This is a genomic window from Deinococcus aerius (assembly GCF_002897375.1).
Lineage (GTDB): Bacteria > Deinococcota > Deinococci > Deinococcales > Deinococcaceae > Deinococcus > Deinococcus aerius.
This window is the reverse complement of sequence record NZ_BFAG01000012.1, coordinates 1-24912: the sequence shown is the minus strand read 5'-3', so window position 1 is coordinate 24912 and position 24912 is coordinate 1. Positions and strand designations below refer to the sequence as shown.

Sequence of the window (24912 nt, the reverse complement as noted above, 5' to 3'; positions counted from 1 at the left end):
GCTCACTCTCCCCCGGACACGTCGGGGCTGGGAACCCCCGCGTCCCCCGTCAGACGGTGGGCGTACTGCCGCCGGTAATAGCTGCGGAACTCGCCGCCGCGAATCGGCTCCCACCACCAGCGGTTGGCCGCGTACCAGCGGGCCGCCCGGGCCACCGCCTCCCGGGGGCCGCACCCCGGTTCCCAGCCCAGCGCCCGCAGCTTGTCCACGTTCATGGCGTACCGGCGGTCGTGTCCGGGGCGGTCGGCCACATGCCTCACGAGGCCCTGATTCCCGCCCAGCGTCTCCAGCACGATGCGGGCCATCTCCCTGTTGGTGATCTCCTCGCCGGTGCCGACGTTGTACACCTGCCCGCTCTCTCCGCGCAGCAGCACCGTTTCGATGCCCCGGCAGTGGTCCCCCACATGGGTATAGTCGCGCCTCTGGAGGCCATCCCCGTACAGGGGCAGCGGCTCGCCGAGAAGCGCGTTGGTGGAGAAGAGGGGCAGGGCCTTCTCGGGGTGCTGGTACGGCCCCACGGTGTTGGCGCCGCGCGTGATGGTGACGGGCAGGCCGTAGGTGACGTGGTACGCCCCCACGAGGTGATCCGCCGCCGCCTTGCTCGCCGCGTAGGGGCTGCGGGGGGAGAGCGGGCTCGTCTCCTCACTCCGGCGGCCCTCCGGGATGTCGCCGTAGACCTCGTCCGTGCTGACGTGGTGCAGCCGCAGCCCCAGCTCGCGGGCGACCTCCAGCAGCACCTGCGTGCCCCGCACGTTCGTGTCGGTGAAGGCGAGGGGTCCCAGGATGCTCCGGTCCACATGGGACTCGGCGGCGAAATTCACGATCAGGTCGGTGCCGTTCTCCTGACAGGCGCCGCGCACGGCGGCCTGGTCCGCGATGTCCCCCACGACCAGGCTCAGCCCCGGGTGGCCCCACAGCCCCGTCAGGTTCTCCCTCCGGCCCGCGTAGGTCAGCCGGTCGTACACCACGACGCGGCTCTCGGGATGCCGGTGGAGCCAGAAGCGCACGAAGTTGCTGCCGATAAAGCCGCAGCCCCCGGTCACGAGGAGGCGGCGGGGGGAGGGGAGCGCGGGCACCCTTCAGGGTAACCCGGCCCGGCGCGCGGCCTCACCCGCGCTGGGCCGCAGAGAACCTGCCGTTCCCCCAGGGCAACAGCCGCGTGAGCAGCAGCAGGAGCAGCAGGCAGAGCGCCGCCGCGGCGGCCTCGGCGGGGGGAGCGGGCGGCCGGGATGGGTCCACGTTCACGCTGAGTTCGGGAACCAGGAGGCAGGGACGGCCAGCGTCCGGGCACTGCGCCCCGATCTCCAGCCGGTTGAAGGTCCAGGGCAGGCCCGGCAGGTCACTCCCCCTCAGGTAGCGGGTCTCCCCCGCCGCCAGCCGGTGGGTGAAGAGGAGCTTCCCGTCCACCGCCAGCCGCACCGTGGTGGGCTGGAGGGCGAACTCCCGGAGGTAGAGGTCGTAGACCCGCGAGCTGGGCGCCCACGTCACGCGCAGGGGGGGCTCTGCCCGGACGACGTAGGCGTGGATATTGCCGTCAAAGGTGTACGGCAGATTCGCCTTTCCCCCGCTGCCCCCCCCCTCCCGCGTCAGGTCCCACCGCTCGACGCGCAGGCCGAGGGCCTGAACGGCCTTGCTACCCACGGGTGCCGGGCGCGGGGCGGCTGGGGCGGCTGGCGAGATGGCGGGTCAGCGACCACAGGAAGCCGAACGCCCACCCCAGGTAGTTGGCGGCGAGCACGGCGATGACCGTGGGCAGCGCGAGCGAGCGGTCTCCTCGCCAGACCAACAGGCCCAGCAGCGACAGCACCAGGGCGTTCACCACCAGCAGCGGGGGAAAGACCAGCCCCACGACACAGGCGGCCCCGAAGACCACCGGCACGAGCTGCCGCAGGTGCAGCGAGCGCGGATGTTTCTCGACGACCCGGTACTTCCAGTAGCCGTACCGGAACCGCTGCTGCCAGAAGGCCCCCAGGGTGGGTCTGGCCTTCGCCCAATACACCGGTGCGGGCAGCGAGACGACCCGAAACCCACGTTCGCTGGCCCGGTAGTCGAAGTCGAAGTCCTCGTTCGACAGCAGCCGCTCGTCGTACCCGCCCAGCGCCTCCCACACCTCCCGGCGGTAACAGGACATGACTGTGTGCTTGACCTGCACGGCCCGCTTCAGGCTATTGCGCGAGGCGGTTCCCCCGTTGCCCAGGGGATGATGCAGCACCGCCACGATGTGCCGGGCCAGCTCCGTCGTGCCGAAATACCGCACGGTCGGACCCACCACGTCGGCGCCCCCGGCCAGGTACCCCCGCACGAGTTCGTCCACATAGGTGGGGCCGAGTTTGCAGTGGGCGTCGATTCGGATGATGAAGTCCCCCGCCGCCGCCCCGACGGCCCTGTTCAGCCCGGAGGGCGTGGAACGGCCGGGGTTGTCCACGACCCTCAGCCGTATGTTCCGGTGGGCGAAGGCCACCCGGAACGCTTCTATGCGCTCCAGCGTGGCATCCGCCGACTGCCCATCGGCGATCACGACTTCCTGAAAGACTCCAGGCGGGGTCTGTTCCAGCAGGGACTGGAGCACCAGCCCGATGTTGTCCTGTTCGTTGCGGCAGGGAATAACGACCGACACCCTCATTTGATGAACCGCTCTTTGATCTCGTAGGCGAGCCTGTATCTCTTGATCTTCCCCAGCCTTGAAACGGCCCGCTTGCGCGCGGTCATCCACAGGCGGGCCCGGGCGCCGAGCAACCCGTTCTCACGCAGCGACCTCAACTCTTCCTCGAAGCCGGAATAGCTGCTGGAGGTGCCGCCCAGGTAGAACCGGGAGGCGATCAGGCTGGACTGCTGGGGCAGGAACCCACGGCTGATCAGCCTCACCCAGAGGTCGAAATCCATCGCGCTGCGGTAGCTCACGTCGTAGCCGCCAAAGCTGCGAATCAGGGCCGAATCGATCAGGACACTGGAGTGAACGACCCGGCAGCCCCGGTCCACCAGCCTTAACGGGGACAGGCCGCCCACATCACGGACGTACATCTCCTGTCCCGCCTCGGTCATGAACCGGGCGCTGCCCGCGAACCAGCCGTGCCGGTCCCTGTTCCACAGGCGCACCAGAGTCGAGAGAGAGTCGTGACTTTCGAATGAATCCCCCGCATTTATAAAGATCATGGCCTCACCACTGGCGGCGGCGATGCCCTTGTTGAAGGCGTCGGCAATGCCGTCATCCTTCTCCCGAATCAGCCGGTGGATGGCTGGGGAGTTGGTCTCGATATCGAGCGCGCTCTGGTCTCCCGAGAGCCCATCCACCACCACCCACTCCAAGTGGGGGTAATCCTGGGACAGCACGGAATCACAGGTTCTCTTGAACCCACCGCCCGTATTATAGTTGATTGTAACGACGCTTACGCGCATAACTCACCTCGGAGAATAGAACGAGCGCCAGCGGACACGTGATCAGGGCCAGCGAATCCAGTGAGAAGAAATCGACCAGCAACCCCGGCAGCATGAACAGGGCGAGGGTCCAGTTCCTTCCCTGGATCAGGGCAACCATAAAGGTAGCGGCGAAGAGAATGGCCCCCACCAGGCCCGATTCACTGAGGAGCTTGAGCAGGAGGTTCTTGGGATTCCCGCGGTCAGGAACGGCCGGATTTAACCACGCCTGCACCTCGGGAAGACTCACGGCCCACCTGGGGGGCGAGGCGGCGAAGTAGCGATGTTGCAGGCCGAGCCCCACGCCGAAGTAGGGATGCTGGCTAAAGGTGTCGGCCGCCGCCTCCCACGCCGCGAAGCGGGGGCCCGCATTGGCGGTGGCGAAGGCCGTCTGCACGTCGCCCGCCTGCTGGAGTCCTCCCAGGGCGCTCGCCACATACGCATTGTTGGACACCCCGTAGGCGGTCACGACGACCGCCATGGCGATCAGGGTCGCCCGGACGATATTCCTGACCCGGTTGACGTTCTTCGTGAGGTAGAGCAGGACCATCATCGCCGTTCCGAGCAGGGCGGCCAGCCCTCCGCGCGAGAAGGTCATCGCCAGCGCCAGCACACCGATCCCAGCGAGAACGGCCCCCACCCCTACCCGGCGCCCACCGAGAGCAAAGACGGTCACCGGCTTCATCACCACGAGGTAGCGGTAGGCCAGGAGCGGAATAAGGAAGACCGTGATCTGGCTGGCCAGCCAGGAGGGTTCAAAGGCCAGCCCGCGCACACGGTCCCGCCAGACGATAGCGGACACCGAGAAGACCGAGGTGACGCGGTGCGACAGTTCCGCCAGACCAGCCTGATTCAGTATCCATTGCAGAACGCCCACGAGGGCGGAGACGGCGACCCCGTAGATCACCCACGCCGTCGCCCGCGCGGCCCCCAGGTAGACGAAAGCAGCCCTGAAGGCGAAATAGTGCAGCAGGAAAACAACGACCGTCAGCAGGGCCGAGAAGATGTCCTGAAAGTAGGACTGCCCCTTGAAGATAAAGTTGATCTGGGGATTCGGGTTGACGAGGACGAAGAGCTGGAGAAAGACCAGGTAGAAAGCCAGCAACCCCACGAACACGTTGAGGGCCCCGCGGCCGAACCCCCGACGGTTGAGGATGTGGAGCAACAGGACCGGCAGGGCCAGGAGCAAGGTCAGGGGACGCGCGCTGCTGCTGATGGGGATGAGGGGCGTGGAGGTCACGCCCACGGTCAGGAGCAGCAGGACGTACGGCAGGCGGCTCGCCCTACTCATTCTCGACAGCCCGCGTGAACTGCTGCGTGTACCGCTGGAAATCCCGGTCGGCCGACTGCCGCACGAGCCGTTCCAGTTCCGGGAAGGGCAGGTTCCACCAACCCTCCGGGCCGACTGCCGATTCCCTGTCGCGAATGAGGCGGGCGGGGACGCCCCCCACGATGCAGTTGGACGGCACATCCTTCGTGACGACTGATCCGGCCGCGACAATCACGTTGTCCCCCACCGTCACGCCGTCCAGGATCACGACCCCGTACCCGAGCCAGCAGTTGTTCCCCAGCACGGTGGGCACATACTCGTCGTACAGATCGTCCTGGACGAAGGAGAACCCCGCCTGGCCCGCCGTGGAGTAGAACGCCGGATGCGCGGTGAAGAGGTCCGTGGGATGCCGGCCCAGTCCGCCGACCCGGCAATGCTGCCCTATGCTGCAAAAACGCCCGACCCTGCTCTCGTTGATGTGGGTGCCGAAGGCGACATAGGTTCCCCTGCCTAGGGTGGAGTTCCTGATCAAGGCATTGCCGTAGATCTTGTTATGGCCCTCCAGCTCCGAGTCGATGACCCTGCTCCTGAAGTCCACGGAGATATGTTTTGACCTTGCGGAGACAAAACGGCCTGTTGAGAGGATGAGCTTAAAGGCTTTTCTCACGGCTCCGCCCCACTTCGGCCCCGCGCACAAAGAACCACGCCAGGAGTCCCAGGTTGACCAGGTGGCCCGCCAGGACGGCAGAGGGGTAACCGTAGTCGTCACCCGGGAAACGCAATTTCAGGAACCCTACACCCCAGGTCAGGCCCGTGCACAGGAGGGCGTAGCAGAGATAGACCCTGTACCCGTAGCCCACCGCCAGAAGGCTTGCGATGCCGAGCGAGGGTATGGAGATAAGGTTCGCGCACGCGAAGTAGGCCAGAAACTGCCGGGAACCGTCGAAGTTCCCGTTCAGGACCAGCGTGTTGAATACCGGAAAGAGGACGACCAACATTGCTGTGCTTATCAAGGCGTAGGCAGCCATGAGGAGAACGAGGTTCTTCATCCCCTCGTCTTCGAGGTTCCCCCGCCCCTGGGAGAGCCTGGGGAGCAGAAATCGGCTGAGCGGGTTGACCACCATCAGGGGCAGCATCATATAGGTCTGGGCCATGAACCCCAGGCCCTTCAGGTCGCCCGACTTGTCCCAGAAAATGACGTAGGCAAGGATCAGATCCTTGATGGAAAACAGGATGAGGGACGCCTGATAGAAGAAGCCGTTGTAGAAGAGGCCCAGCACCCTGTTCAGGCCCCCGAGACTCAGCCCTGCGATCCGAGGCCTGTTCCTACTGAAAATAGAGTAGGAGAGCGGAATACTGAGGCACCTGAACATGACCGCGGCGAACAGCGAATCGGCGGCCGAGCCGCGAAGGAGATACGCCGCGAAGAAGACGGTGGCGTAGACCACGACCTGCATGATCTCGGCCTTCCCGATGGCGGCAAAATCCGACTTCGACTCGCTGGCAAAGAACCACCTGAACGCGGAGCTCGCCGCCACGAAGAACAGGAGCGTGAGCCACGCCTCCACCGTGTAGTTCTGTGCCGCCAGGGTCAGGCAGGCGAGCACCCCGAAGAACAGGCCGAACACCAGGTTGACCCCCCCGGCCAGGTCGGGGGCGGGGGGGTTGCCGACGAGCTTTTCCCGAATCACGGCTTTGCCGTAACCGAAGTCGGCGATGATGTAAGTCAGCCCGAAGAAAAAATTGAACAGGGTGAAGGTGGCGTAGACCCCGGGGCCAGCCACTCGTCCGATAAAGAGGCTCAGGACCAGGATGATGGCGTAGACGACGAGTTGCCGGATGGCAAAGGCCAGCATCAATAGGCGCCCTTCCCACGCACGACCACCCGCACGGTTTGAAGCAGGATGACGATGTCCAACCAGGGGCTCCAGTTGGTGACATAGAAGTGATCCATGCCCACCCGCTCCTCGTAGCTCGTGTCGCTGCGGCCGTTGGCCTGCCAATAGCCGGTCATGCCGGGACGCACCTGCTTGTACACCGCGTAGATATCGCCGTAGCGCGGGACCTCTGCATGCACAATGGGTCGGGGACCAACCAGGCTCATGCTGCCCAGCAGCACGTTGGCGAGCTGGGGCAGCTCGTCCAGGCTGGTCTTACGCAGGAAAGCCCCCACCGGGGTCACGCGGGGGTCGTCCTTGAGCTTGTGCGTCGCCTCGAACTCCGCGCGCAGGGCGGGATTGGCGTCGAGCATCTCCTTGAGCTTGCCCTCGGCGTTGCGCTGCATGCTGCGGAATTTGAAGCAGTCGAAGGGCCGGCCGTCCCGCCCCAGCCGCCGGGCCCGGTAGATGACGGGGCCGGGGCTGTCCAGCCGGATGGCGAGCGCGATCAGCAGCAGGACAGGCAAGAGCAGCACGCCCACGGCGGCGGCCCCGGCCAGATCGAGCGTGCGCTTGATTACCCGCGCCCGGATGCTGCGCAGGTTGTTGCGGATCTCCACGCCCGCCAGGCTGCCAATGTTGTGCGGGTGGAGGGCCTGATTGGGCACGCCGAACAGGTCCGGAATGACCCAGGTGATGGGAAAGACACCGTACACACTGTTGACGATCCGCTTCTGGGTTTCGGCACGGGCGCCGGGGATGGAGATGATCGCCTGTTCCGTCCGGGGTTCAGCCAGCGCGAGGTCGATGGAACCCATCACCGGGACGCCATGAATGCGCCGGCCGTGCAGCGCCGGGTTATCGTCGTAGGCCGCGACGGGCTTCAGGCCGTAGGACGGATGCGCCTGAAGGTGGGCGATCGTGATCGAGGCGGTGCGCCCCGCCCCGATCACGCTCACGGCGCGGCCGTAGTGGCCCGCCCTGACCAGGGCCGCGCGCACCGCGTACCGAACAAAGAGCGCGAGCGGCAGCACGAGCGCCCACTCGGCGGCCACCCCCATGGCGCTGGGCGCGAAGCGGGGCAGGGCAAAGGCGGCGGCAATCTGCACGACCGCGATCTGCAGGGTGCCGATGGTGTGCAGCCGCAGCTCGGTCTGGGGCGAGCGCCCGTACCCGGGGTACAGACCCTGATAGGCCCGCCACAACACCCACACCCCCAGCCAGACCAGCGTGGCCTTTAGCCCCACGTGGGCGTAGGCGGTGGAGGTGAACACCCCCGTCGTCAGCAGGTGGGCCAGCAGCACGCTTCCGGCGTCGCCCAGCATCAGGGCACAGGCCTGGGGGAAGCTCCCCGACCATGCCGGGGCCGTCCGGGAGCTGGACCGGGCGAGCGGTGGGGAGGCGGAACGCTGAATACTCATCGTCCACGGACTTCCTGGAGGGGGCGCGTGGACCCGGCGGGGCGAAGCCCCCGGGCCGCAGCGGCGGGGACGGCCGCCTTGTTCAGCACGAAGCCCAGAACGGGGAGCCCAGCGGCCTGGGCGTGGCGCAACACCTGCCGCACGGCCTGAAGCCGGGTCCGGTCCGCCTCGGTGACGATGAGCACTGCGTCAACCTGCTGACCCACCACCATGCCGTCGGCGAGGGTGAGCAGGGGTGGGCTGTCCACCAGCACCAGGTCGTAGCGCCCACCCCAGCGGCGCAGCGCCCGGCCCAGCTCGGGCCGGCTGAGCAGCCCCAGGCCGTCCTGCTCCCCGGGGCCAGCGGGCAACAGGTGCAGGTGGGGGGCCACCTCCATCACCTGCACGTTGTCCGGCTCGCCGAGCGCGTCCTCGAGGGTCCGCGCCCCCCCCTTGCCGCAGAGCTGCTGCCAGACCGGGCCCCCGTTGGAGGGGTCCCAGAGGCGTTGCTGAGTGCCCCGGCGCAGGTCCGCGTCGATGAGCAGCACCCGTTTTCCGCTGCTCGCCAGCGTGCTCGCCAGGACGGCGGCGAGCGTGCTGGTCCCCTCGCCCCCAGTGACGCCCGCGAGCATCAGGATAGGGGGGGTCCGCCCGTGCAGGGCCGTCTGGAGACCGACGCGCAGGAATCCCAGCGCCCCGCGCAGCCCCTGCTCGCGCGCCGCAAGCCCGCCCTCACCCGGACCCAACGTCGGGGGGCCCAGCCTCGACGGGCGCAGGCGGGGCAGGGTGGCGAGCGTGGGCAGGCCGAACGTCAGCAGGTCGTCCTCGCGGCGAACGGTCCGGTCCAGCGCCACCCGCAGGGCCGCCGCGCCCAGTCCCAGCAACAGGGTCAGCAGGCCCGCCAGAACCGCGTTGAGCAGCGGTGAGCCCGACACGGGCCGCAGCGGCTCCACCGCCCCGACCAGGGGCCTGAGCACGCCCACCCGCGCGCTTTCCAGCAGGCTGAGCTGGGACAAGTTGTCCTGCATGTTCGCCCGGCGGTAGATCAGGGTCAGGCGTTCCTGCGGCGTCAGGCCAGGCAGGGCCAGCCGCCGGTCTATCTGCGCCAGTTGCGCCTGGAAGTTCTGCTGGGCTCGGCGAACGTCCCGCAGGGCGCGCTCCACGTCCCAGGCCAGGAGCTGCTCGCTGGCCAGGTTGGCAAGCACCTGGGCGGCACGCGGCGTTCGCGCGCGGGCTTTCAGGGTGTAAACGCCGTTCTCACCGCCGGCGCCGGGCCCCGTCACGACGCTGACCGTGCTGTTTTGCGACCTTTTCAGCGTGTCCTCGTCCAGCAGCTCCCGGTTCAGGACCCGCGCCAGCCGCCCGCGCTCGGCGGGCTCGATGGCGCTACTTGCGCGCACCGCCTCGATCAGGGGACGCAGGATCAGCGGACTCTGCACCACCTGAGTCACGGTTCCCTCCGGCAGGGGCGACACGACCGGGCCGCCCACCACACCGATCTGGCTCTGGCTGCTGGAGGTGATGATGCTCGCGCCGGCCTCGTACACCGGGGGCCGGGTCCTCAACACCAGGTAGACCGCCAGCGCCACCAGGAGGGACACCAGGAGGATGAGGGGTAACCGCCGCCGCACCCCCTGCCAGAGGGTGCCCAGGTCGATCTCGTTGTCCAAGTCCTGACGCGTCAGCTCCGGGTCGGGCGAACGGGAGAGGGTCACGCGAAGCGCTCCAATTCCGGGTGCGCCTTGAGTTGCTGCACCACCTTCTTGATGTCCTGGGTGCGGTCCTTGCGCACCACCAGCGTCACCTCGTCAGTGCGGACGACCACCACGTCCTCCAGGCCGATGGTGGCGATTAGGTCATCGCCCCGGGTGGTATACAGGATGGCTCCCCCGGTGTCCAGGCTGACATGCCGCCCCACCGAGACGTTCTGGCCCTCCCCCTTGAGCAGGCGCTCCAGGGCGTTCCAGTCGCCCAGGTCGTCCCAGCCGAACTCCGCCGGGATCACCGCGACCTGGTCGGACTTCTCCAGGATGGCGTAGTCGATGCTGATCTTCTGCACCTGGGGAAAGACCGCCCGGATGCCCCCGGGGGACCGCCCCCGCGCCAGCGCCTCCGAGAGCTGGGCGTACATCTCGGGCTGATACTGCCGGAAGGCGTCCAGAATCGCCCCCACCCGCCAGAGGAACATCCCGCTGTTCCAGGTGTAGCGTCCGTCGGCGACCAGGGTGCGGGCGGTCTCCGCGTCGGGCTTCTCGGTGAAGCGCGACACCCGGTAGGCGGGCAGCTCGCCGTCCTGCAGCAGCTCTCCCCGCTGGATGTAGCCGTACCCGGTGGCGGGAAAGGTGGGCGTGATGCCCAGCGTGACGAGCTGCCCGGTCGAGTCCGCAACCTCGATGGCCCGCCGCACCGCGCGGCCAAACGCCCCGGGGTTCGTAATCCGGTGGTCGGCGGGAAAGACGCCCATCACGGCCTCCGGGGCCTCCTGGGCCACCCGCAGGGCGGCGTACAGCACAGCGGGGGCGGTGTCCCGGGCGACCGGCTCGACGATCAGGTTCTCGACGGGCATGTCGGGGAGCTGCTCCAGCACCTGGGTGCGGTACTCGCCCCCCGTGACGACCATGACCTGCTCGGGGCTGCCGCTCAGGACGCTCAGGCGGTCACTCGTGGCCTGGAGCAGGCTGCGCCCGGTCTCGTCCAGGGTGAGGAACTGTTTGGGCCGGTGCCGGCGGGACAGGGGCCAGAAGCGTTCGCCGCTGCCCCCGGCGAGAATGACGGGAAGAAAGACCGGTTCGCTCATGCCCAGGCCCCCGGCCGACTCCATTCGTTCAGGCGTCGCCGAGCCCCGTGCGGCTGCCAGCCCCTCTCCTGCCTTGCCAGTTGTTGACTCATGGGAACTCCAATGGTGGGCGGGAAAAACTTTCCCTGCGCCGTTCAGTCTACCCTCTCGCCGCACCCGCCGGGCGGGCACCCGGGCCGGGGAGAGGGCCAGCAAACAGCCCGCAGTAAAGCGCAGAGAATACGTTCTGTCGCCATGTTTTGCCTGGGCTCATCCTGACCGGGCACTCGATGAAGAGGGCGTCAGCTTTATGAGGGGCGGGAGTTCCTAGAATGCGGCGGATGAAAGCGATTATTCCCGCCGCCGGACTCGGCACCCGCCTGCGTCCGCTGACCTTCACGCGCCCCAAGCCGGTCCTGCCGGTGGCGGGCGCGCCCATCATCGTGCATGCGCTGCGGACCCTGCTGAGCGCCGGAATCGAGGAGGTGGCGATCATCGTGTCGGACGCCACCCGCTCGGAGATCGGGGACACCCTCAAGCAGGCGCCCGAGGCGCGGGTCACCCTGATCGACCAGCACGAGCAGCTCGGCCTGGGGCACGCGGTCCTGATGGCGCGCGAGTGGGTGGGGCAGGACCACTTCTGCGTGTACCTGGGGGACAACCTCTTCGAACACGGGGTGAGGCCCTTCATCGAGCGCTTCGAGCGGGAGCGCCCGGCGGCGGTGATCGCGCTGGTGGAGGTGCCCGACCCCACCGCCTTCGGGGTGGCGCAGCTCGACGGCGACCGGATCACCCGGCTCGTCGAGAAGCCCAAGGTGCCGCCCAGCAACCTGGCCGTGGCCGGGCTGTACTGCTTTACCCCGGAAGTCTTTGGGGTCCTTGACGGGATGCCGCCCTCGGCGCGCGGCGAGTACGAGATCACCGACGCGATCCAGGGCCTGATCGACCGCGGGCGCACCGTGCTGGGCCAGCGGGTCGAGGGTTGGTGGAAGGACACCGGGCGCCCGGCCGACCTGCTCGACGCCAACCGCCTGCTGCTCGAACGGGTCACCGAGGACGTGCGGGGGGAGGTCAGCGAGTCGCGGCTCACCGGCCGGGTGGTCATCCCGGCCTCCGCGCAGGTCCGGCGGAGCAAGATCGTCGGCCCGGTGCTGCTGGGCGAGGGCGTGATCGTCGAGGATGCCTACATCGGCCCCTTCACCTCCATCGGCCGCGACAGCGTGATCCGGCAGGCCGAGGTCGAACACAGCGTGGTGGACGCCGAGGCGCGCATCGAGTGCCTGGACACCCGCCTCCAGGACTGCCTGATCGGGGTGCGTGCCCAGGTGCGGGGTGGGCGCAAGGTGCCCAGCACCCACAAGCTCACCCTCTCGGACGCCAGCGTGGTGGAACTGGCGTGACGGACCTCTCGGCCCTCCCGGCAGAGCTGCCTGCTCCGGTGGACGACAGGGCGTGTGACCACCTGCTGGGGCTGAGGCTTCCCCCGGTGCCGCTGCCCGCGACGGATGGGAGCGTGGTTGAGGTCTCCGCCCTTCCCGAACGGACGGTGCTCTACGTCTACCCGCTCACCGGGCGCACGGGGCTGCACGCCGCAATCCCGCGCCTTCCGGGATCATCACGCCGAACTGGGGGCGGCGGGCGCGCGGGTGTTCGGGCCGAGCACCCAGGACACGGCCTATCAGCAGGAAGCGGCGCGGCGCCTGCATCTCCCCTTTCCGCTGCTGCCGGATGAGGGGCTGGCGCTCGCTCGGGCGCTGGGCTTGCCGACCTTTGAAGCGGACGGCCAGACGCTCCTGCGGCGAGTCACGCTGATCCTGCGGGACGGCGTCATCGAGCACGTGTTCTACCCGGTCTTTCCCCCCGACCGGAACGCGGCGGAAGTCCTCGCCTGGCTGCGGGCGCATCCGGCCTGACCCCTCCCGACCGTGCCTCATACCCGGTGTCCTGGACACGGGGGGCCTATCATGACGGGATGAGCGAGACGCCCCGCATTCACCTGGGTTCGCTGCTCCGCACGTCCTCGGACGCCCATGCGGAGGGCAACCTCGACCACCTCACCTACCCGCAGGGGGGCGCCGAGCAGACGCTGCGCTTCGCGCGCCCCGCCCCCTTCCGCGTCGATGTCAACTCCCTGGGCGGCAGCGAGATGTACCTCCAGGGCCGCTTCCAGCCCGCCCTGATCCTGGAGTGTGCCCGCTGCCTGCGCGACGTGGAGGTGCCCCTGGACCTGCGGCTCGGCACCCTGCTGCGCTACGACCCGTCCGTGGGCGCCCCCTACCTGGACGAGGCGGAGTCCGGCGAGGAGGTCCTCGTCTTCGGCGACCCGGACCTCGACCTCAGCGCGTACCTGGCGGAAACGGCCCTGCTCGCCGCGCCCCTGACCGTGCTGCACGCCCCCGACTGCAAGGGGCTGTGCCAGGTGTGCGGCCACGACCTGAACGAGGGACCCTGCGAACATATGGCGCAGGTGCCCGTTGAGGAGATCGACGACCTGCTGGGTGTCCCCGAGGGCTCGGCCCACTCCCGGCAAAATCCCTTCGCCGGGCTGCGTGACCTGAAGCTCCCGGAGGAGTGAGGGTGCCGCCGGAGAACGTCCCCGAACTGACCCATTTTCAGGACGGCCTGCCCCGGATGGTGGACGTGACGGACAAGGTCCCGACCACCCGGACAGCGACCGCCGAGGGCTGGGTGCGGCTTCCCCCGGAGGCGCGGGCGGCGCTGGAGGCGGGCACGAATCCCAAGGGGGACCCCCTGACGGTCGCGAGGCTGGCGGGCCTCGCCGGAAGCAAGCGCACGGCGGACCTCGTGCTGCTGTGCCACCCGGTTCCCGTGACGGGCGCCGACGTGCGCGTCAGCCTGGAGGAGGCGGGGGTGCGGATCGAGGCCACCGTGCGGACGACCGCCCCGACCGGCGTGGAGATGGAGGCCCTGACTGCCGTGACGATCGCCGCCCTGAACGTGTACGACATGCTCAAGGCCGCGAGCAAGGCCATCGAGATCACCGGGGTGCGGCTGCTCGCCAAGACGGGCGGGAAGAGCGGGGAGTACCGGGCGAAGGTCTAGCCTCCGGGCGGGAACCTTCCCTACCCGCCTAGCGTAGAAAGAGCGTATGGGCGTGACGGAGCGTGAGGCCGGGCTGGACCTGCTGCACCGCGAGGCAGACGGGGACCTCACCCCTGCCGAGCGGGCGCGGCTGGCGGCACTCGCCCACGATCCCGAGTTCGCGGAGCTGCGGCGGCGGCTCACCCGCGCCACCACCTCCCTGACAGCACTCTCCCCGCCCGCCTTGCCCCGCAGCCTCGCCGCCGAGGTCGCCTCGGAGGTCGTGTGGCAATCCGCCCTGGGGAGGACGCCCTCGCCCCCCGCCTCGGTCGCGGGGCAGGTCGCCGCGGAGGTGGGGCTGGACCGCCGCCTGGCTCTGGCGTCCGCGCCCGTCCTGCCGCGCAGCGTGGCGGCGAACGTGGCCGGGGAGGTGCGGGCCTCGGCGGGGCTGAGGCACGCCACTCCCCCCCTGCCGACCTCGCTCGCCCCGCCGGTCGCCGCCCGCATCGCGCGGGAAGGGACGGGGAGCGAACCGCGGCCTGTCCCGGCTCCCCCGGCGCACAACCCGGCGCCCCTGCTGCTCGTCTCGGGGCTGCTTGTCGGCCTGACGCTGCTGGGCGTCACGAGCGCGTGGCCCAACCTGACGGCGGGCGCGACGGTGCTGCAAACGCTGATCGCGCAGGTGTCGCCGCTCGCGGGGGTCGGGCTGCTGCTGCTGCTCGCCGTGAGCGCCCTGGTGCTGTGGCGCCCCACCCCCGCCGTGCAGCGCTTCGGGGCGGGGGCCTTCGTCCTGGCCGCCGTACTGACCCTGCCGCCCCTCTACCAGGCGTTCGGGCGCAGCGGCGTGACGGTGGGCCATGACGTGACCGTCCACGGCACTGTGCCCGGCAACGTGATCGCTGTCGGGGGCAACGTCGTCCTCGCCTCCGACGCGCGGGTGGGGGGCGAGGTCATCACGCTGTTCGGGGACGTGCGGCGCGAGGCGGGCGCCAGCGTGGAGGGCCGGGTCAACGCCCTGCTGGGCCGCGCGCCCGGGGACGCGACCGCCCTCCAGACCGCGCCCCCCCCGGGCCTGAGCGTCGCCACCGCCACTGCCTTCCGGCCCCTGCTGGGATGGCTGGGGGGAGCGGCCTGGAGCCCGGTGTTCCTGGTCCTCACGGGCGGGATGCTGCTGCTGCTGTTCGTGACGGGCGCGGCGCCGCTCCTGGCGCGGCGGCAGCGCCACGCGCCGGTGCGGACGCTGGCCCTGGGCGTGCTGGCCCTGGCGGTCCTGATCGGCCCGGCCCTGGGGCTGGCGCTCACCGGGCTGCTGGTGCCCGCCCTCCTCGCCACCGCCTTCGCCCTGCTGCTGGTGGCGACCGGCCTGAGCGTGAGCGCCTACGACGCGGGCCGCGCCCTCGCCTTCCGCCTGCGCCTGCCCTTTCCGGACGTGCTGGGCGCGCTGCTCGGCCTGGGGGCCGTCGCGGCCAGCCTCGCGCTGCCGCCCCTGGCCCTCACGTTCGCGCTCGTGGGCGGCGCCTGGGGAGCCGGCACCCTGCTCCTGACCCGCCCCGAGTGGGAGGGTCGGGGAACGGCCAGGTAATACCCTCTCACGGTGAGGAGCAAAGTCTGTCGACGATGAGCAAGTCCGCCTTTCTTGCGGAGCGCGGGGAAGTCGGGGGGGTGACCCCGGGCCGCTAGCGACTGGAGAACATCCGGCGCCTTCACAGAACAAGTTGATATAAGTCACCCAAAAGGCCACGGGCCGGAGGATCAACTCTCCGGCCCGTGGTCATTGGGAAGCGCTCAGCCCAGGATGCGCTTGAGATGCAGGTAGATCTCGTACCAGTCCTGCTTGTCGCGCGGGCGCTTGCCGCGCAGCTCGATGCGGGACAGGGTGCGGACCCAGTCGGGCGTGAGCTGGCCGCCCAGCGCCGGGTCGGCAACGAGGTCGGCGAGGCCCTTGGGGAGAGCCCCCTCGGTGGAGTCGCCGTAGAACTCGACGCCCTCCAGCAGGTCGTGAACGGTGATCGTGTAGGCCCCCGCCAGCGTCTGGAGGGTTTCCAGGCTGGGGTTGGTGCGCCCGCGCTCCAGGTCGCTGAGGTACGGAACGCTGATTCCGGCGGTCTCCGCCACGTCCTTGAGCCGCAGCCCGCGTTCGCTGCGCAGTTCGCGGAGTCTTTCGTGCAGTTTCATATTCACCTCCTCGGCTGCGGCGTCGCCTCACACGGTCCCGCTTTGGGCGCGGGGCGTGCGTGCCGCCTGGGGCTGGGCTTCTCCCTCCGGGGTTTGCCTGGAGACAGAATTCGCCACCCTTGATCGGAGTGTAACACCCCCCCTCGGTACGGTCAATACAGAATAAAGCTTCGCTCTTCTTGCTCCCCATAATGGACTCTGCTACTATTGCCATCAAAGCAGAGCCCGCCCTCGCCACGCCTTTTTGCAGCGTTTCATCCCTATCGCCCCGCAGGAGGGCCGTTTATGCGTGCACTGGATACCATCGCCGAAAGCATCCGCATCGGCTACGTTCACCCCACCACGGTCCTCAACACCCTGATCGAGGCCGAGAACGAGGGCGGTCTGGGGGCCGTTCGGCGCATCGAGCGCCACCTCAGCACCGGCCTCCACGCGCTGCGCGACCGCCAGCATCCCCACAGCGCCCTGGCCCAGACCTGGCTGGGAGCGGCCCGCGCCTACCTCGTGACCCAGGCGGAGCGCAGGCAGGCGGTGTAAGCCAAAGCCAAGAGGAAGCGAGGGCGGAGGCCATATTCGGCTCTCCGCCCTCGCTCCTTGTTCCTACACCCCCGCCTTCAGCCCGTAGATACCCTCGTACTTCTCGTGCAGGTACGCCACATAGGGGTCGGCGGTGAGGGGCCGCCCGGTCGCCCGCTCAATGAGCTCGGCGGGGGGCAGGCTGCGGCCATGCTGGTGGACGTTCTCGACCAGCCAGGCGAGTAGCGGGCCGTACTCGGCACGTTCGACCCCGGCGGCGATGGCGGGATCCTTCTTCGCCGCCTCCAGCAGTTGCACGCTGAGCAGGTTCCCCAACGTGTAGGTCGGGAAGTACCCGATCAGGCCCGCCGACCAGTGGATGTCCTGGAGCACGCCCCGCGCGTCGTCGGGTGGGGTCAGGCCGAGGTACTCCCCCATCTTCGCGTTCCACGCCTCCGGCAGTTCGTTCACCCCCAACCGCCCCTCCAGCAGGGCGAGTTCCAGCTCGAAGCGCAGCATGACGTGGAAGTTGTAGGTCACCTCGTCGGCTTCCACCCGGATCAGGCTGGGGTTCACCCGGTTCACGGCGCGGTAGAGGGTCTGCGGGTCCAGGCCCGCGGTGACCTCCGGCGCGGCCTCGGCGAGGAGCGGGAAGTACCGCTCCCAGAAGGGCAGCGAGCGGGCGAGCAGGTTCTCGAACATCCGCGACTGGCTCTCGTGGACACCCAGGCTGGCTCCCGCTGAAACTGGCGTGCGCTCCCAGCGTTCCGAGACGCCGCGCTCGTACATCGCGTGCCCCGTCTCGTGCCAGGTGCCGAAGAGGCAGGCGGGCCAGTAGGCCTCCACCCGGGTGGTGATCCGCAGGTCGTCCCGGCTGAAGTTGGTCTGGAAGGGGTGCGCGCTCTCGTCCTGTCGGGCGAACTCCGGCTTCAGCCCGAAGGCCTCGCCCGCCACCCGCCACGCGAAGGCCTTCTGCGCCTCGGGGGCGAAGGGCCGGGTCAGCACGCCGTAATCCGCCGCGTTCCCCGCCGCCACGATGCGGCGCAGCAGCGGCAGCGTGCGGCCCCGCAGGTCGGCGAACACGGGCTCCACCTGCGAGGCGCGCATGCCCGGCTCGTACTCGTCGAGGAGCGCGTCGTAGGGATGCTCCTCGTAGCCCAGCAGGTCGGCCTGCCGCCGCGCCAGGTCCAGCATCTTCTCCAGGTGGGGCGCGAAGGTGGCGAAATGGTCGTTCTGCCGCGCGTCCAACCAAGCGTGGTGCGCCTCGTTCCGCGCGCGGGCGGCCTCCTCCACGAACTCGGTCGGGAGCCGGGTGGCCTTGGCGTGGTCGCGCCGCGTCACGCGCAGGATCGCGGCCTCGGTCTCGTCCGAGGGATCGCCCGCCCGCTCCAGCAGCTCGGCGGTGCGCGCGTCCGTGAACAGCTCGTGCGCCAGCCCCTCCAGCGTCGCCATCTGGAGGCCCCGCACCCGGGCGCCCTCCTCCGGCATGTGGGTCTCCTGGTCCCAGGACAGCAGCCCGGCGGCGGCCCCCAGGTCGCTCACCTGCGCGAGGCGGCGTCTCAGTTCTTCCATGCTCATGCCCGCAGCCTAGAGTACGGCGCCCCCGGATACGTCATTCGGCGGAGATCGGGGCTCACTGCCAGCGCTCCCGGCCCTCCGCGGCCTCGCCCCGCAGCAGCGGGCGGACCTCGCCGATCAGGTACAGGCTGCCGCACACGACGGACAGGCCGCCCGCGGGCAGCAGGTCGAGCGCGGCGGCGGGGCTCCCGGCCATCCGCACCGGCAGGCCCCCGAAGTGTGGGGCGAGCGAGGCGGGATCGGCGGCCCGCGGGCTGAGCGCCGCGCGGGTGAGGATGACCTCCGACGCCACCGCCCGCAGCGCCCCCGCCACGCCCGCCGCGTCCTTGTCCGCCGCCGCGCCGAACACGACCGGGAGCCGGGTCACCCCCAGCCCCCGCAGCGCGTCCGCGAGGGCACGGGCACCGTCCGGGTTGTGCGCCCCGTCCAGCAGCACCCGGCCTCCCCGCCAGGGCAGGACCTCCAGGCGGCCCGGCCAGCGCACCCTCGCCGCCCCCGCCCGGATCGCCTCCTCCCCCACGCCCAGACGGTGAGCGGCGGCGGCGGCCAGCGCCGCATTCCCCGCCCCGTGCGCGCCCAGCAGCGGGGTGCGGAGGGTCAGGTCCGCCCCGGGCACCCGCACCCGCACGTCCCACCCGTCCCAGCCCAGGGGCGCCGCCTCCACCCGCACCTCGCGTCCAAGCGCCCACAGGTCGGCCCCCCGCGTCTCCAGGATGGGGAGGAGGTCCGCCGCCACGCCCGTCACCGCGGGCCGCCCCGCCCGCAGGATGCCCGCCTTCTCCCCCGCGATGGCCTCCCGGGTGCCGCCCAGGAGCTCGGTGTGATCCAGCCCAATATTCGTGATCACGCTCAGCACCGGGTCGAGGGCGTTCGTGGCGTCCAGCCGCCCGCCCAGCCCGACCTCCAGCACGGCGGCCCCGACCCCCTGCTCCGCGAACAGCAGGCCGCCCAGGGTCGTCACGATCTCGAAGAAGGAGGCCTCCACCGCCTCCGCATGCGGGCGCACCCGGCGCAGCGCGGCCAGCACCTCCTCCCCGCCGAGTTCCCGCCCACCCACCACGAACCGTTCGGAGAAGCGCGTGAGGTGCGGGCTGGTGAAAAGACCGGTCCGCTCTCCCCCGGCCTCCAGCATGGCCGCCAGGGTTGCCGCCGTGCTGCCCTTGCCGTTTGTGCCCCCGACGAGGACCGCCCGGAAGGCCGTTTGCGGGTCCCCCAGGCGCGCCAGGAGCGCCCGCACCCGCGAGAGGCCCGGATGCACCCCGAAGCGTTGGCGGGCGAACAGCCAGTCCAGATCGTTCAGAGCCGTCATGGGGGCAGGATAGGGGCGCGGACCCCGCCACGGGACAGGGCAGGGGGCCGGGAACGTGGCCCAGCCCCCCGTCTCCCCCGCCGCGCTCAGGCTTCCGGCGCGAAGTACGCCTCCAGCGCGGGCACGATCTGCTTCTTGCGGCTGATGCGGTTGCCCAGGTCGGCGCGCCCGCCCGCGACCTCCACGCCGAAGGCCTCGCGCAGCACCTTCTCCTCGGTCGCCGACAGCACCAGGGTCAAGTTCGTCTCGTTCAGGATGTCCACGACCGAGAGCAGAACGCCGCTCAGCCCCTCCTCGGCCCGTGCCCGGTCCATTGCGGCGAGGAGTTCGGCCTGACGGCCCAGCACATAGGCGGGGTTGGTCGTCTCGATCACCCCGAGGCCCCAGCGCTGAGGGGGATCACCGAAGGGGAACACCTTGTAATCCATTCTCAGCAGCGTCTCGGCGGGCGTGTCGCCCAGGTCGCTCTTGGCCGCGAACATGGCGAGGGCGTACGCCCCCACGTCCTCCACCCCCGCGATGGGGGCCAGGAACGCCACCGCCTCACGGTCCTGGGGGGTGGTCGTCGGGCTGCGGAAGTGCAGGGTATCGCTCAGGATCGCGCTCAGCATCAGCCGGGCGTCCAGCCGCTCGACGGGCATTCTGGCCTCGCGGTGCAGCCCCAGCAGGATCGTTGCCGTGCAGCCCACCGGCTCGAAGCGCAGGTACGCGGGCTGGGCCGTCGTCAGGTCCCCCAGCTTGTGGTGATCCACCACGCGGGTCACCGTCAGCTCGGGAAGGTTGGGCACCGACTGGGCGCTCTCGTTGTGGTCCACCAGCGCCACGGGCGTCCCGGCGGGGAGTTTCGGGAGGAGTTCCGGCACCTCCACCCCCGCCTCCCGAAGCACGAAGGGCGTCTCGAAATTCAGCTCGCCCAGACGGTAGGCCTGAGCAGGTACGCCCTGCCGGGTCAGCAGCCGCGCGTACACGAGGGCGGAGGTGATCGCGTCGGTGTCGGGGTTGGTATGTCCGAAAACAGGCAGCATGGGGGAATTCTAACGGGGACAACAAAAAAGAGGCCCCGAAGGGCCCCTTAAGGAGAGAGGGGTTAGAAGTTGAAGGTGTAGTTGACGCGGAAACCCTGGCCGACGCTGCTGGCGCCGGTGTTCAGGTTGGTGTAGCGGAAGATGCCGTAGTTCGCCGCCAGACCGTTGAAGCCGACCTGAGCGTAGAGGCCGTTCACCAGGCCGGACTGCGCCCCGGTGGTGGCGCGGCTGCTGTAGACGCGGTCGTCGCTGGCGCTGAACGCCACGTCGTCCTCGCCCACCGTCGCGCCCGCGCTGGCGATGTTGAAGCCCTGGTAGTACGAGTAGCCGACCTTGGCCGTCGCGCCGGGCGTCAGGAACTGGTTGAGGCTCACGCCGACCTGACCCAGCAGCTCGGTGGTGGTGCCGCCCGCCACCGTCAGGCCCCTGCCCGTGTTGGTGATGCGGTTCACGACGTTCGCGTACAGGCTGGGCTGGAGCGGAACGGCCGTGAGCGGGGCGGTGCTGAGCTTCACGCCGTACTTCAGGGTGTTGTAGGCGCTGGCCGCAGTCGGGCTGGTGAAGAGGCGGTAACGGACCAGGGGAGCGATGGTCACGCCCGCCAGCGTGCCCGAGTAGTTGGCGTAGGCCTGGAAGTCGTTGTTGCGGCTGCCGTAGTAGAAGGCGTCCTGCACCGTGAAGTTGAGGTTCGGGACCAGGGCGTTGGTCGCCGTGCCGTCGTGGCGCAGACGGGCACCCACCGTGCTGGTGTACGAGTAGGGAACGCCCGCGATGCCCATGCCGGGATCGGCGTAGTCGTTGTTGCGCTTGTCGTCGGCAGAGTCGACAAGAGCGTTGCGCGTCGTCACGACAGCAGTTCCGGCGGTGTTGGCCGCGAAGGTGTCCGCCGTGGTGCGGTTGAAGAAGCCGACCAGTTCCAGCGCGCCGAGCTTGGCCCCCGCCTTCACACCGAAGGCGACGGTGCGGCCGGTGTTGGTGACAGTCACATCGTCAGCGGTGGGGTTCGTGCCCGTCGTGGTGCCCTGGTTCAGGGTCGTCGTCACCTGCTGCGTGTAGGTATCGCCGTAAGCGCCGAACGCGATGGGGCCGAGGGTCGTGCCCACTGCCGCACCGAAGCCCGTCTGGTTGGGATCGTAGGGCCGGGTGTTGTTGACCGACAGGGCCGCAGCGCCCCCGTAGTTCACGCCGATGGTGCGGAAGTTGGCCCCGAACTGGGCCACGCCGAGGTTGGCGCGCGCCTCCGTGTAGAACGCCTTGTCACCATTGTTAAAGGCATTCTGGATCGTCCCGCCACCCAGGATGAAGTTGTTCGGGCTGTTGGGGATGCTGATGGCACCCTCACCCTTGAGGTTCACGATGCCGAGCGTGACGTTGTAGTCCACGCCGAAGCCCACGCGGCTCGTCTCAACCTGAGCGTAGGAGACCCCCACCGTGCTGTTGGTGTTGGGCTTGACCACCACGCGGGCGCCGTAGTAGTTGCTGTTGGCCGCCCCACCCGTGATGGTGGTGTTCGTGGTGTTGCCACCCACGAGGGTCACCGTGGGGTTCAGGGGATGCGGGGGGCTGAACGTGGCGACGAAGCCAGGACCCGCGAGGCCATCGCTGTTGCTGAACAGGTAGTCGCTGAATTTGAAGGCGTTGCTGGCCTCGGTGTACTTGACGCTGAAGGGCCCACCCGCGAAGGTGCCGTTGATGGAGGCGTCGCTCAGCGTGATGGCGCGGCGCACCGTGCCACCGGTGTCGGTAACGGGAGCCGTGCTGAAGTTGATGGCCGCGTTGCTCACGACAAACGAACCATTGGTCGTCGTCAGGTTGCTGGCGCGCACCCCGAAGGTCAGGCCGAGTCCACGGTTGAAGTTCTGGGTCGTGTCGACCACAGTGACGTCAGCGCCCGCGCTCAGGTCGCTGAACACGCCCGCCGCGAAGGTCCCGTTGGTCAGGCGGTCCACGTCGAAGTTGGTGGTGCCGCTCGTCAGCGCAATGCGGCCGATGCGGGGAGCCAGGCCGCCGGTCACGCTGAACTTGGGCGCGTTCTCCAGCGCGGTCACGCGGGTCTCGACGGTGCCCACGCGGCCCGCCAGGTTGTCGAAGTCCGAGCGCTGCACGAAGTCCGCCTGGGCGCTCTCGACGGCGCTCACGCGGTCCTGAAGGTTCAGGATGTCCTGGTTCAGCAGAACGGTGAGGTCGTTCAGGGCGGCGATCTGGCTGGCATTGTCGTCGACGTCGGCGCGCAGGGCGTCGTAGTCGTCGGCGCGGGCCGTCAGCTCGGCGATCTGGGTCTGGAGACCGGCGATGGCGGCGGCGTCACCGTTGGCGGCGGCAAGTTCCTCGACGCGCGCTTCCAGGCGGGAGAAGTCGTCGCGGCTGACCGCGTTCTCCTCCAGGTCGCTGACGCGCACGCCCAGGGCGGTCAGGTCGGCGGCGAGCTCCTGAATGGCGTTCTGGAGCGCCGTCAGGTCCTCGGCGGGGATGCTGCTGGCGGGCACGTCGCCCGTGCGAATCTGGTCGAGGAGGCGCGCGATGATCACGGCGGCCTCGTAACGGGTCAGGTTCTGCGTGCCGCGGTAGGTGCCGTCCGGGTAGCCGAGGATGATGCCGCGGCTGACCAGGCGGTCGATGGCGTCCTTGGCCCAGTGGCCGGCGGGAACGTCGGTCAGCGTGGGCACCTGGGGCGCCGCCGCCGCGGACGTCGTGGCCGGGGTCGCCGGGGTGGCCGGAGTCGCCGTTTGGGCGGCAGCGGCGCCGAACGCCAGCGCGGCAGTGAGAACGAACAGACTCTTCTTCATAAAACCCCCAAAACGTCGCGCGCAAGGAACACTTCCGGTCCTGAAGTAGACGGTGGGGCGAGTTGCCGAGTTTCCTCTCCCGGAGCAGTTCACCTTCCGCGTTCTTCCGCGCAACCTGACCCCCGCCGCCTATGGCCTTGGAAAGTCAGGTCAGGGGGATGATACAAGTGTGAAGAACGATGGGTCAACCCTGAGACGGAGATAAGAGCGCGTTTTCGGGCCACTCGGCCTAATGTGTGAGCAAAAAGTGAAGGGGGCCTCCCACAAGTCTCCTCGTTCATGCAAGCCTCTCCCCATCACCACTTCAGGGGAGAGGTGCGTCAAGTCGACTGGGTATTTTTCTGCCACCAGACATCTCCGCTCCGGGGCAGTTCTCATCCCTGGATGGCCCCACCTTGAAGAGGTCTACAGCCAAGCCTGTGGGCCGATAGGTCCTCTTAAGATCGCCGCACAAAGGGGCGCTCACTGCGAGTCAAACAGGCGCGTCCGTCTAAAGAACTGAGGATTGAACCCGGCTGCCCACTTCCAGAGCCTCAACAAACCACCCAGGAACTGCACCCCGGAAGTACCGCTGAGCCCAGGTCTGAGCCCAAGTTTGGAAGGCCCCCTGCTCAATGGCCGTGCGGGCACGCTCGACCAGGCGGTGCAGGTAGCGGAGGTTATGCAGCGAGAGCATACGCGGGGCCAGCATCTCCTCCGCCCGGATCAGGTGCGCCAGGTAGGCCCGCGTGTAGTGTCGGCAGGCGTAGCAGTCACACTCCCGGTCGATGGGCTCCAACTGCGTGCGCGGCGCGCTGGAATTCATGTTCAGCCGGCCGTCGTCCGTCAGCGCATAGCCGAAACGGCCCGTCCGGGTGGGATAGACGCAGTCGAACATATCGACTCCCAGGGCGATCCCCGCAATCAGGTCCTCGGGATGGCCCACACCCATCAGGTACCTGGGCTTTTCCTCGGGCAGTTGCGAGGCCGTGAACGCGACGGCCGGATACATCTCCTCCTTCGGCTCGCCGACGGCCAGGCCGCCGATGGCGAAGCCGGGCGTTCCGAAAAGCAGCGTCAGGTCGAGGCTTTTCCGCCGCAGGTCCTGATGCACGCCCCCCTGCACAATGGCAAAGAGAGCCTGATCCTCCCGCGTCTTGGCGGCGTGGCACCGTTCCAACCAGCGAGCGGTTCGTTCCAGGCTATTCTCGATGTAGCCGCGTTCAGCCGGATAGGGCGGGCACTCGTCGAAAGCCATGATCACATCGGCGCCCAGCGCCTCCTGGACCTGAATACTCCGCTCTGGGGTCAGAGAGACATTCGCGCCGTCGATATGGCTTTTGAATGTCACGCCCTCTTCGGTGATCTTACGCATATGGCCCAGGCTCATAACTTGAAAGCCCCCGGAGTCGGTCAAGAACGGGCCGGGGTAGGCCGTAAATCCAGGTAGGCCACCATGAGCCGCCACCAGTTGCTCCCCCGGGCGCAGCATCAGGTGGTAGGTATTCGCCAGAATCATCTGCGAGCCGATGTCGAGCAGCTCCTGAGGACTGATCCCCTTGACGCTTCCCTGAGTTCCCACGGGCATAAACAGTGGAGTCAGTATCTGACCCCGAGGCGTTTGGAAGGTCGCCGTTCGCGCCCGTCCATCACGGAATTGAATGTCGAATTCAAACACCCCGGCATTCTGACCGATCTTCCGCAGACCGCTCGCAACCTCACTCGCAAATCTGAACAGGCGGACAACGTGCCTGACCCAACAACC

Annotated in this window: 22 protein-coding genes; 6 read left to right on the top strand and 16 right to left on the bottom strand. The window is 68.9% G+C overall.

What is annotated here, in order from left to right; genetic code table 11:
* Positions 1-2: 2 nt before the first annotated feature.
* The 10 genes from rfbB to DAERI_RS15575 are packed head-to-tail and all read right to left on the bottom strand — an operon-like array spanning position 3 to position 10758.
* Entirely contained in the window at positions 3-1076 is a 1074-nt protein-coding gene (gene rfbB / locus DAERI_RS15620) for a dTDP-glucose 4,6-dehydratase (protein ID WP_103130373.1), read from the bottom strand.
* A gap of 31 nt (positions 1077-1107) precedes the next feature.
* Positions 1108-1641: a hypothetical protein gene (locus tag DAERI_RS15615; protein WP_103130372.1), complete on the bottom strand. Its 534-nt coding sequence runs from the start codon at positions 1639-1641 to the stop codon at positions 1108-1110.
* Positions 1634-2617: a glycosyltransferase family 2 protein gene (locus DAERI_RS15610; RefSeq protein ID WP_165794243.1), complete on the bottom strand. Its 984-nt coding sequence runs from the start codon at positions 2615-2617 to the stop codon at positions 1634-1636. Before DAERI_RS15610 ends, DAERI_RS15615 begins: the two co-directional genes overlap by 8 nt.
* Before the next feature lie 2 nt (positions 2618-2619).
* On the bottom strand, positions 2620-3330 hold the full coding sequence (locus DAERI_RS15605) for a glycosyltransferase (RefSeq protein WP_235610424.1): 711 nt from the start codon (positions 3328-3330) through the stop codon (positions 2620-2622).
* A 34-nt stretch (positions 3331-3364) separates the two neighbouring features.
* On the bottom strand, positions 3365-4705 hold the full coding sequence (locus tag DAERI_RS15600; RefSeq protein WP_165794242.1) for an O-antigen ligase family protein: 1341 nt from the start codon (positions 4703-4705) through the stop codon (positions 3365-3367).
* Positions 4698-5282, bottom strand: coding sequence for a CatB-related O-acetyltransferase (locus DAERI_RS15595; protein WP_235610423.1), 585 nt, complete (start codon positions 5280-5282; stop codon positions 4698-4700). The genes DAERI_RS15600 and DAERI_RS15595 overlap by 8 nt, the downstream gene beginning before the upstream one ends.
* 52 nt (positions 5283-5334) lie before the next feature.
* Positions 5335-6540 carry a hypothetical protein gene (locus tag DAERI_RS15590; protein WP_103130368.1) on the bottom strand — a complete coding sequence of 402 codons (1206 nt, stop codon included), beginning with the start codon at positions 6538-6540 and terminating at the stop codon, positions 5335-5337.
* Positions 6540-7982, bottom strand: a complete 1443-nt coding sequence (wbaP, locus tag DAERI_RS15585) for an undecaprenyl-phosphate galactose phosphotransferase WbaP (protein WP_103130367.1) — start codon at positions 7980-7982, stop codon at positions 6540-6542. The genes DAERI_RS15590 and wbaP overlap by 1 nt, the downstream gene beginning before the upstream one ends.
* On the bottom strand, positions 7979-9676 hold the full coding sequence (locus DAERI_RS15580) for a tyrosine-protein kinase domain-containing protein (protein WP_103130366.1): 1698 nt from the start codon (positions 9674-9676) through the stop codon (positions 7979-7981). The genes wbaP and DAERI_RS15580 overlap by 4 nt, the downstream gene beginning before the upstream one ends.
* Positions 9673-10758: a mannose-1-phosphate guanylyltransferase gene (locus DAERI_RS15575; RefSeq protein WP_165794241.1), complete on the bottom strand. Its 1086-nt coding sequence runs from the start codon at positions 10756-10758 to the stop codon at positions 9673-9675. The genes DAERI_RS15580 and DAERI_RS15575 overlap by 4 nt, the downstream gene beginning before the upstream one ends.
* Before the next feature lie 320 nt (positions 10759-11078).
* Here DAERI_RS15575 and DAERI_RS15570 point away from each other — a divergent pair, with 320 nt between their 5' ends.
* The 5 genes from DAERI_RS15570 to DAERI_RS15550 all read left to right on the top strand — a co-directional run bounded on the left by DAERI_RS15570 (position 11079) and on the right by DAERI_RS15550 (position 15361).
* Positions 11079-12137, top strand: a complete 1059-nt coding sequence (locus DAERI_RS15570) for a glucose-1-phosphate thymidylyltransferase (RefSeq protein WP_165794240.1) — start codon at positions 11079-11081, stop codon at positions 12135-12137.
* Positions 12138-12242: 105 nt separating this feature from the next.
* Positions 12243-12650 (top strand): peroxiredoxin, encoded by a 408-nt coding sequence (locus tag DAERI_RS15565; protein WP_201262774.1) that lies wholly within the window; start codon positions 12243-12245, stop codon positions 12648-12650.
* Between the two features lie 59 nt (positions 12651-12709).
* On the top strand, positions 12710-13312 hold the full coding sequence (locus tag DAERI_RS15560) for a DUF177 domain-containing protein (protein ID WP_103130363.1): 603 nt from the start codon (positions 12710-12712) through the stop codon (positions 13310-13312).
* On the top strand, positions 13309-13800 hold the full coding sequence (moaC, locus tag DAERI_RS15555; RefSeq protein ID WP_103130362.1) for a cyclic pyranopterin monophosphate synthase MoaC: 492 nt from the start codon (positions 13309-13311) through the stop codon (positions 13798-13800). Before DAERI_RS15560 ends, moaC begins: the two co-directional genes overlap by 4 nt.
* A gap of 46 nt (positions 13801-13846) precedes the next feature.
* On the top strand, positions 13847-15361 hold the full coding sequence (locus DAERI_RS15550) for a bactofilin family protein (RefSeq protein ID WP_103130361.1): 1515 nt from the start codon (positions 13847-13849) through the stop codon (positions 15359-15361).
* Positions 15362-15564: 203 nt separating this feature from the next.
* On the opposite strand, the gene DAERI_RS15545 is transcribed toward DAERI_RS15550, so the two are convergent.
* Positions 15565-15954, bottom strand: a complete 390-nt coding sequence (locus DAERI_RS15545) for a helix-turn-helix domain-containing protein (RefSeq protein WP_103130360.1) — start codon at positions 15952-15954, stop codon at positions 15565-15567.
* Between the two features lie 285 nt (positions 15955-16239).
* On the opposite strand from DAERI_RS15545, the gene DAERI_RS15540 reads away from it, so the two are divergent.
* On the top strand, positions 16240-16491 hold the full coding sequence (locus tag DAERI_RS15540; protein WP_103130359.1) for a hypothetical protein: 252 nt from the start codon (positions 16240-16242) through the stop codon (positions 16489-16491).
* 63 nt (positions 16492-16554) lie between these two features.
* Here the strand turns inward: DAERI_RS15540 and DAERI_RS15535 are convergent, their stop codons facing one another.
* The 5 genes from DAERI_RS15535 to tgt form a co-directional block, all read right to left on the bottom strand.
* Positions 16555-18048, bottom strand: a complete 1494-nt coding sequence (locus DAERI_RS15535; protein ID WP_103130358.1) for a carboxypeptidase M32 — start codon at positions 18046-18048, stop codon at positions 16555-16557.
* Between the two features lie 55 nt (positions 18049-18103).
* Entirely contained in the window at positions 18104-19357 is a 1254-nt protein-coding gene (locus tag DAERI_RS15530) for a bifunctional folylpolyglutamate synthase/dihydrofolate synthase (RefSeq protein WP_103130357.1), read from the bottom strand.
* 86 nt (positions 19358-19443) lie between these two features.
* On the bottom strand, positions 19444-20382 hold the full coding sequence (locus DAERI_RS15525; protein WP_103130356.1) for a manganese-dependent inorganic pyrophosphatase: 939 nt from the start codon (positions 20380-20382) through the stop codon (positions 19444-19446).
* Positions 20383-20444: 62 nt separating this feature from the next.
* Positions 20445-23168 carry an S-layer homology domain-containing protein gene (locus DAERI_RS15520; RefSeq protein WP_103130355.1) on the bottom strand — a complete coding sequence of 908 codons (2724 nt, stop codon included), beginning with the start codon at positions 23166-23168 and terminating at the stop codon, positions 20445-20447.
* A 490-nt stretch (positions 23169-23658) separates the two neighbouring features.
* The gene (gene tgt, locus DAERI_RS15515; RefSeq protein WP_165794239.1) at positions 23659-24825 is read right to left on the bottom strand and encodes a tRNA guanosine(34) transglycosylase Tgt; all 1167 of its coding nucleotides are present in this window, start codon (positions 24823-24825) and stop codon (positions 23659-23661) included.
* Positions 24826-24912: the final 87 nt, after the last annotated feature.

Excerpts from the sequence above, each read along its gene's own strand:
- DAERI_RS15600 (WP_165794242.1), bottom strand. The coding sequence starts at position 4,705 with ATGAGTAGGGCGAGCCGCCTGCCGTACGTCCTGCTGCTCCTGACCGTG.
- DAERI_RS15590 (WP_103130368.1), bottom strand. The coding sequence starts at position 6,540 with ATGCTGGCCTTTGCCATCCGGCAACTCGTCGTCTACGCCATCATCCTG.
- wbaP (WP_103130367.1), bottom strand. The coding sequence starts at position 7,982 with ATGAGTATTCAGCGTTCCGCCTCCCCACCGCTCGCCCGGTCCAGCTCC.
- DAERI_RS15575 (WP_165794241.1), bottom strand. The coding sequence starts at position 10,758 with ATGAGCGAACCGGTCTTTCTTCCCGTCATTCTCGCCGGGGGCAGCGGC.
- DAERI_RS15570 (WP_165794240.1), top strand. The coding sequence starts at position 11,079 with ATGAAAGCGATTATTCCCGCCGCCGGACTCGGCACCCGCCTGCGTCCG.
- DAERI_RS15565 (WP_201262774.1), top strand. The coding sequence starts at position 12,243 with ATGGGAGCGTGGTTGAGGTCTCCGCCCTTCCCGAACGGACGGTGCTCT.
- DAERI_RS15560 (WP_103130363.1), top strand. The coding sequence starts at position 12,710 with ATGAGCGAGACGCCCCGCATTCACCTGGGTTCGCTGCTCCGCACGTCC.
- DAERI_RS15550 (WP_103130361.1), top strand. The coding sequence starts at position 13,847 with ATGGGCGTGACGGAGCGTGAGGCCGGGCTGGACCTGCTGCACCGCGAG.
- DAERI_RS15545 (WP_103130360.1), bottom strand. The coding sequence starts at position 15,954 with ATGAAACTGCACGAAAGACTCCGCGAACTGCGCAGCGAACGCGGGCTG.
- DAERI_RS15540 (WP_103130359.1), top strand. The coding sequence starts at position 16,240 with ATGCGTGCACTGGATACCATCGCCGAAAGCATCCGCATCGGCTACGTT.
- DAERI_RS15535 (WP_103130358.1), bottom strand. The coding sequence starts at position 18,048 with ATGAGCATGGAAGAACTGAGACGCCGCCTCGCGCAGGTGAGCGACCTG.
- DAERI_RS15530 (WP_103130357.1), bottom strand. The coding sequence starts at position 19,357 with ATGACGGCTCTGAACGATCTGGACTGGCTGTTCGCCCGCCAACGCTTC.
- DAERI_RS15525 (WP_103130356.1), bottom strand. The coding sequence starts at position 20,382 with ATGCTGCCTGTTTTCGGACATACCAACCCCGACACCGACGCGATCACC.
- DAERI_RS15520 (WP_103130355.1), bottom strand. The coding sequence starts at position 23,168 with ATGAAGAAGAGTCTGTTCGTTCTCACTGCCGCGCTGGCGTTCGGCGCC.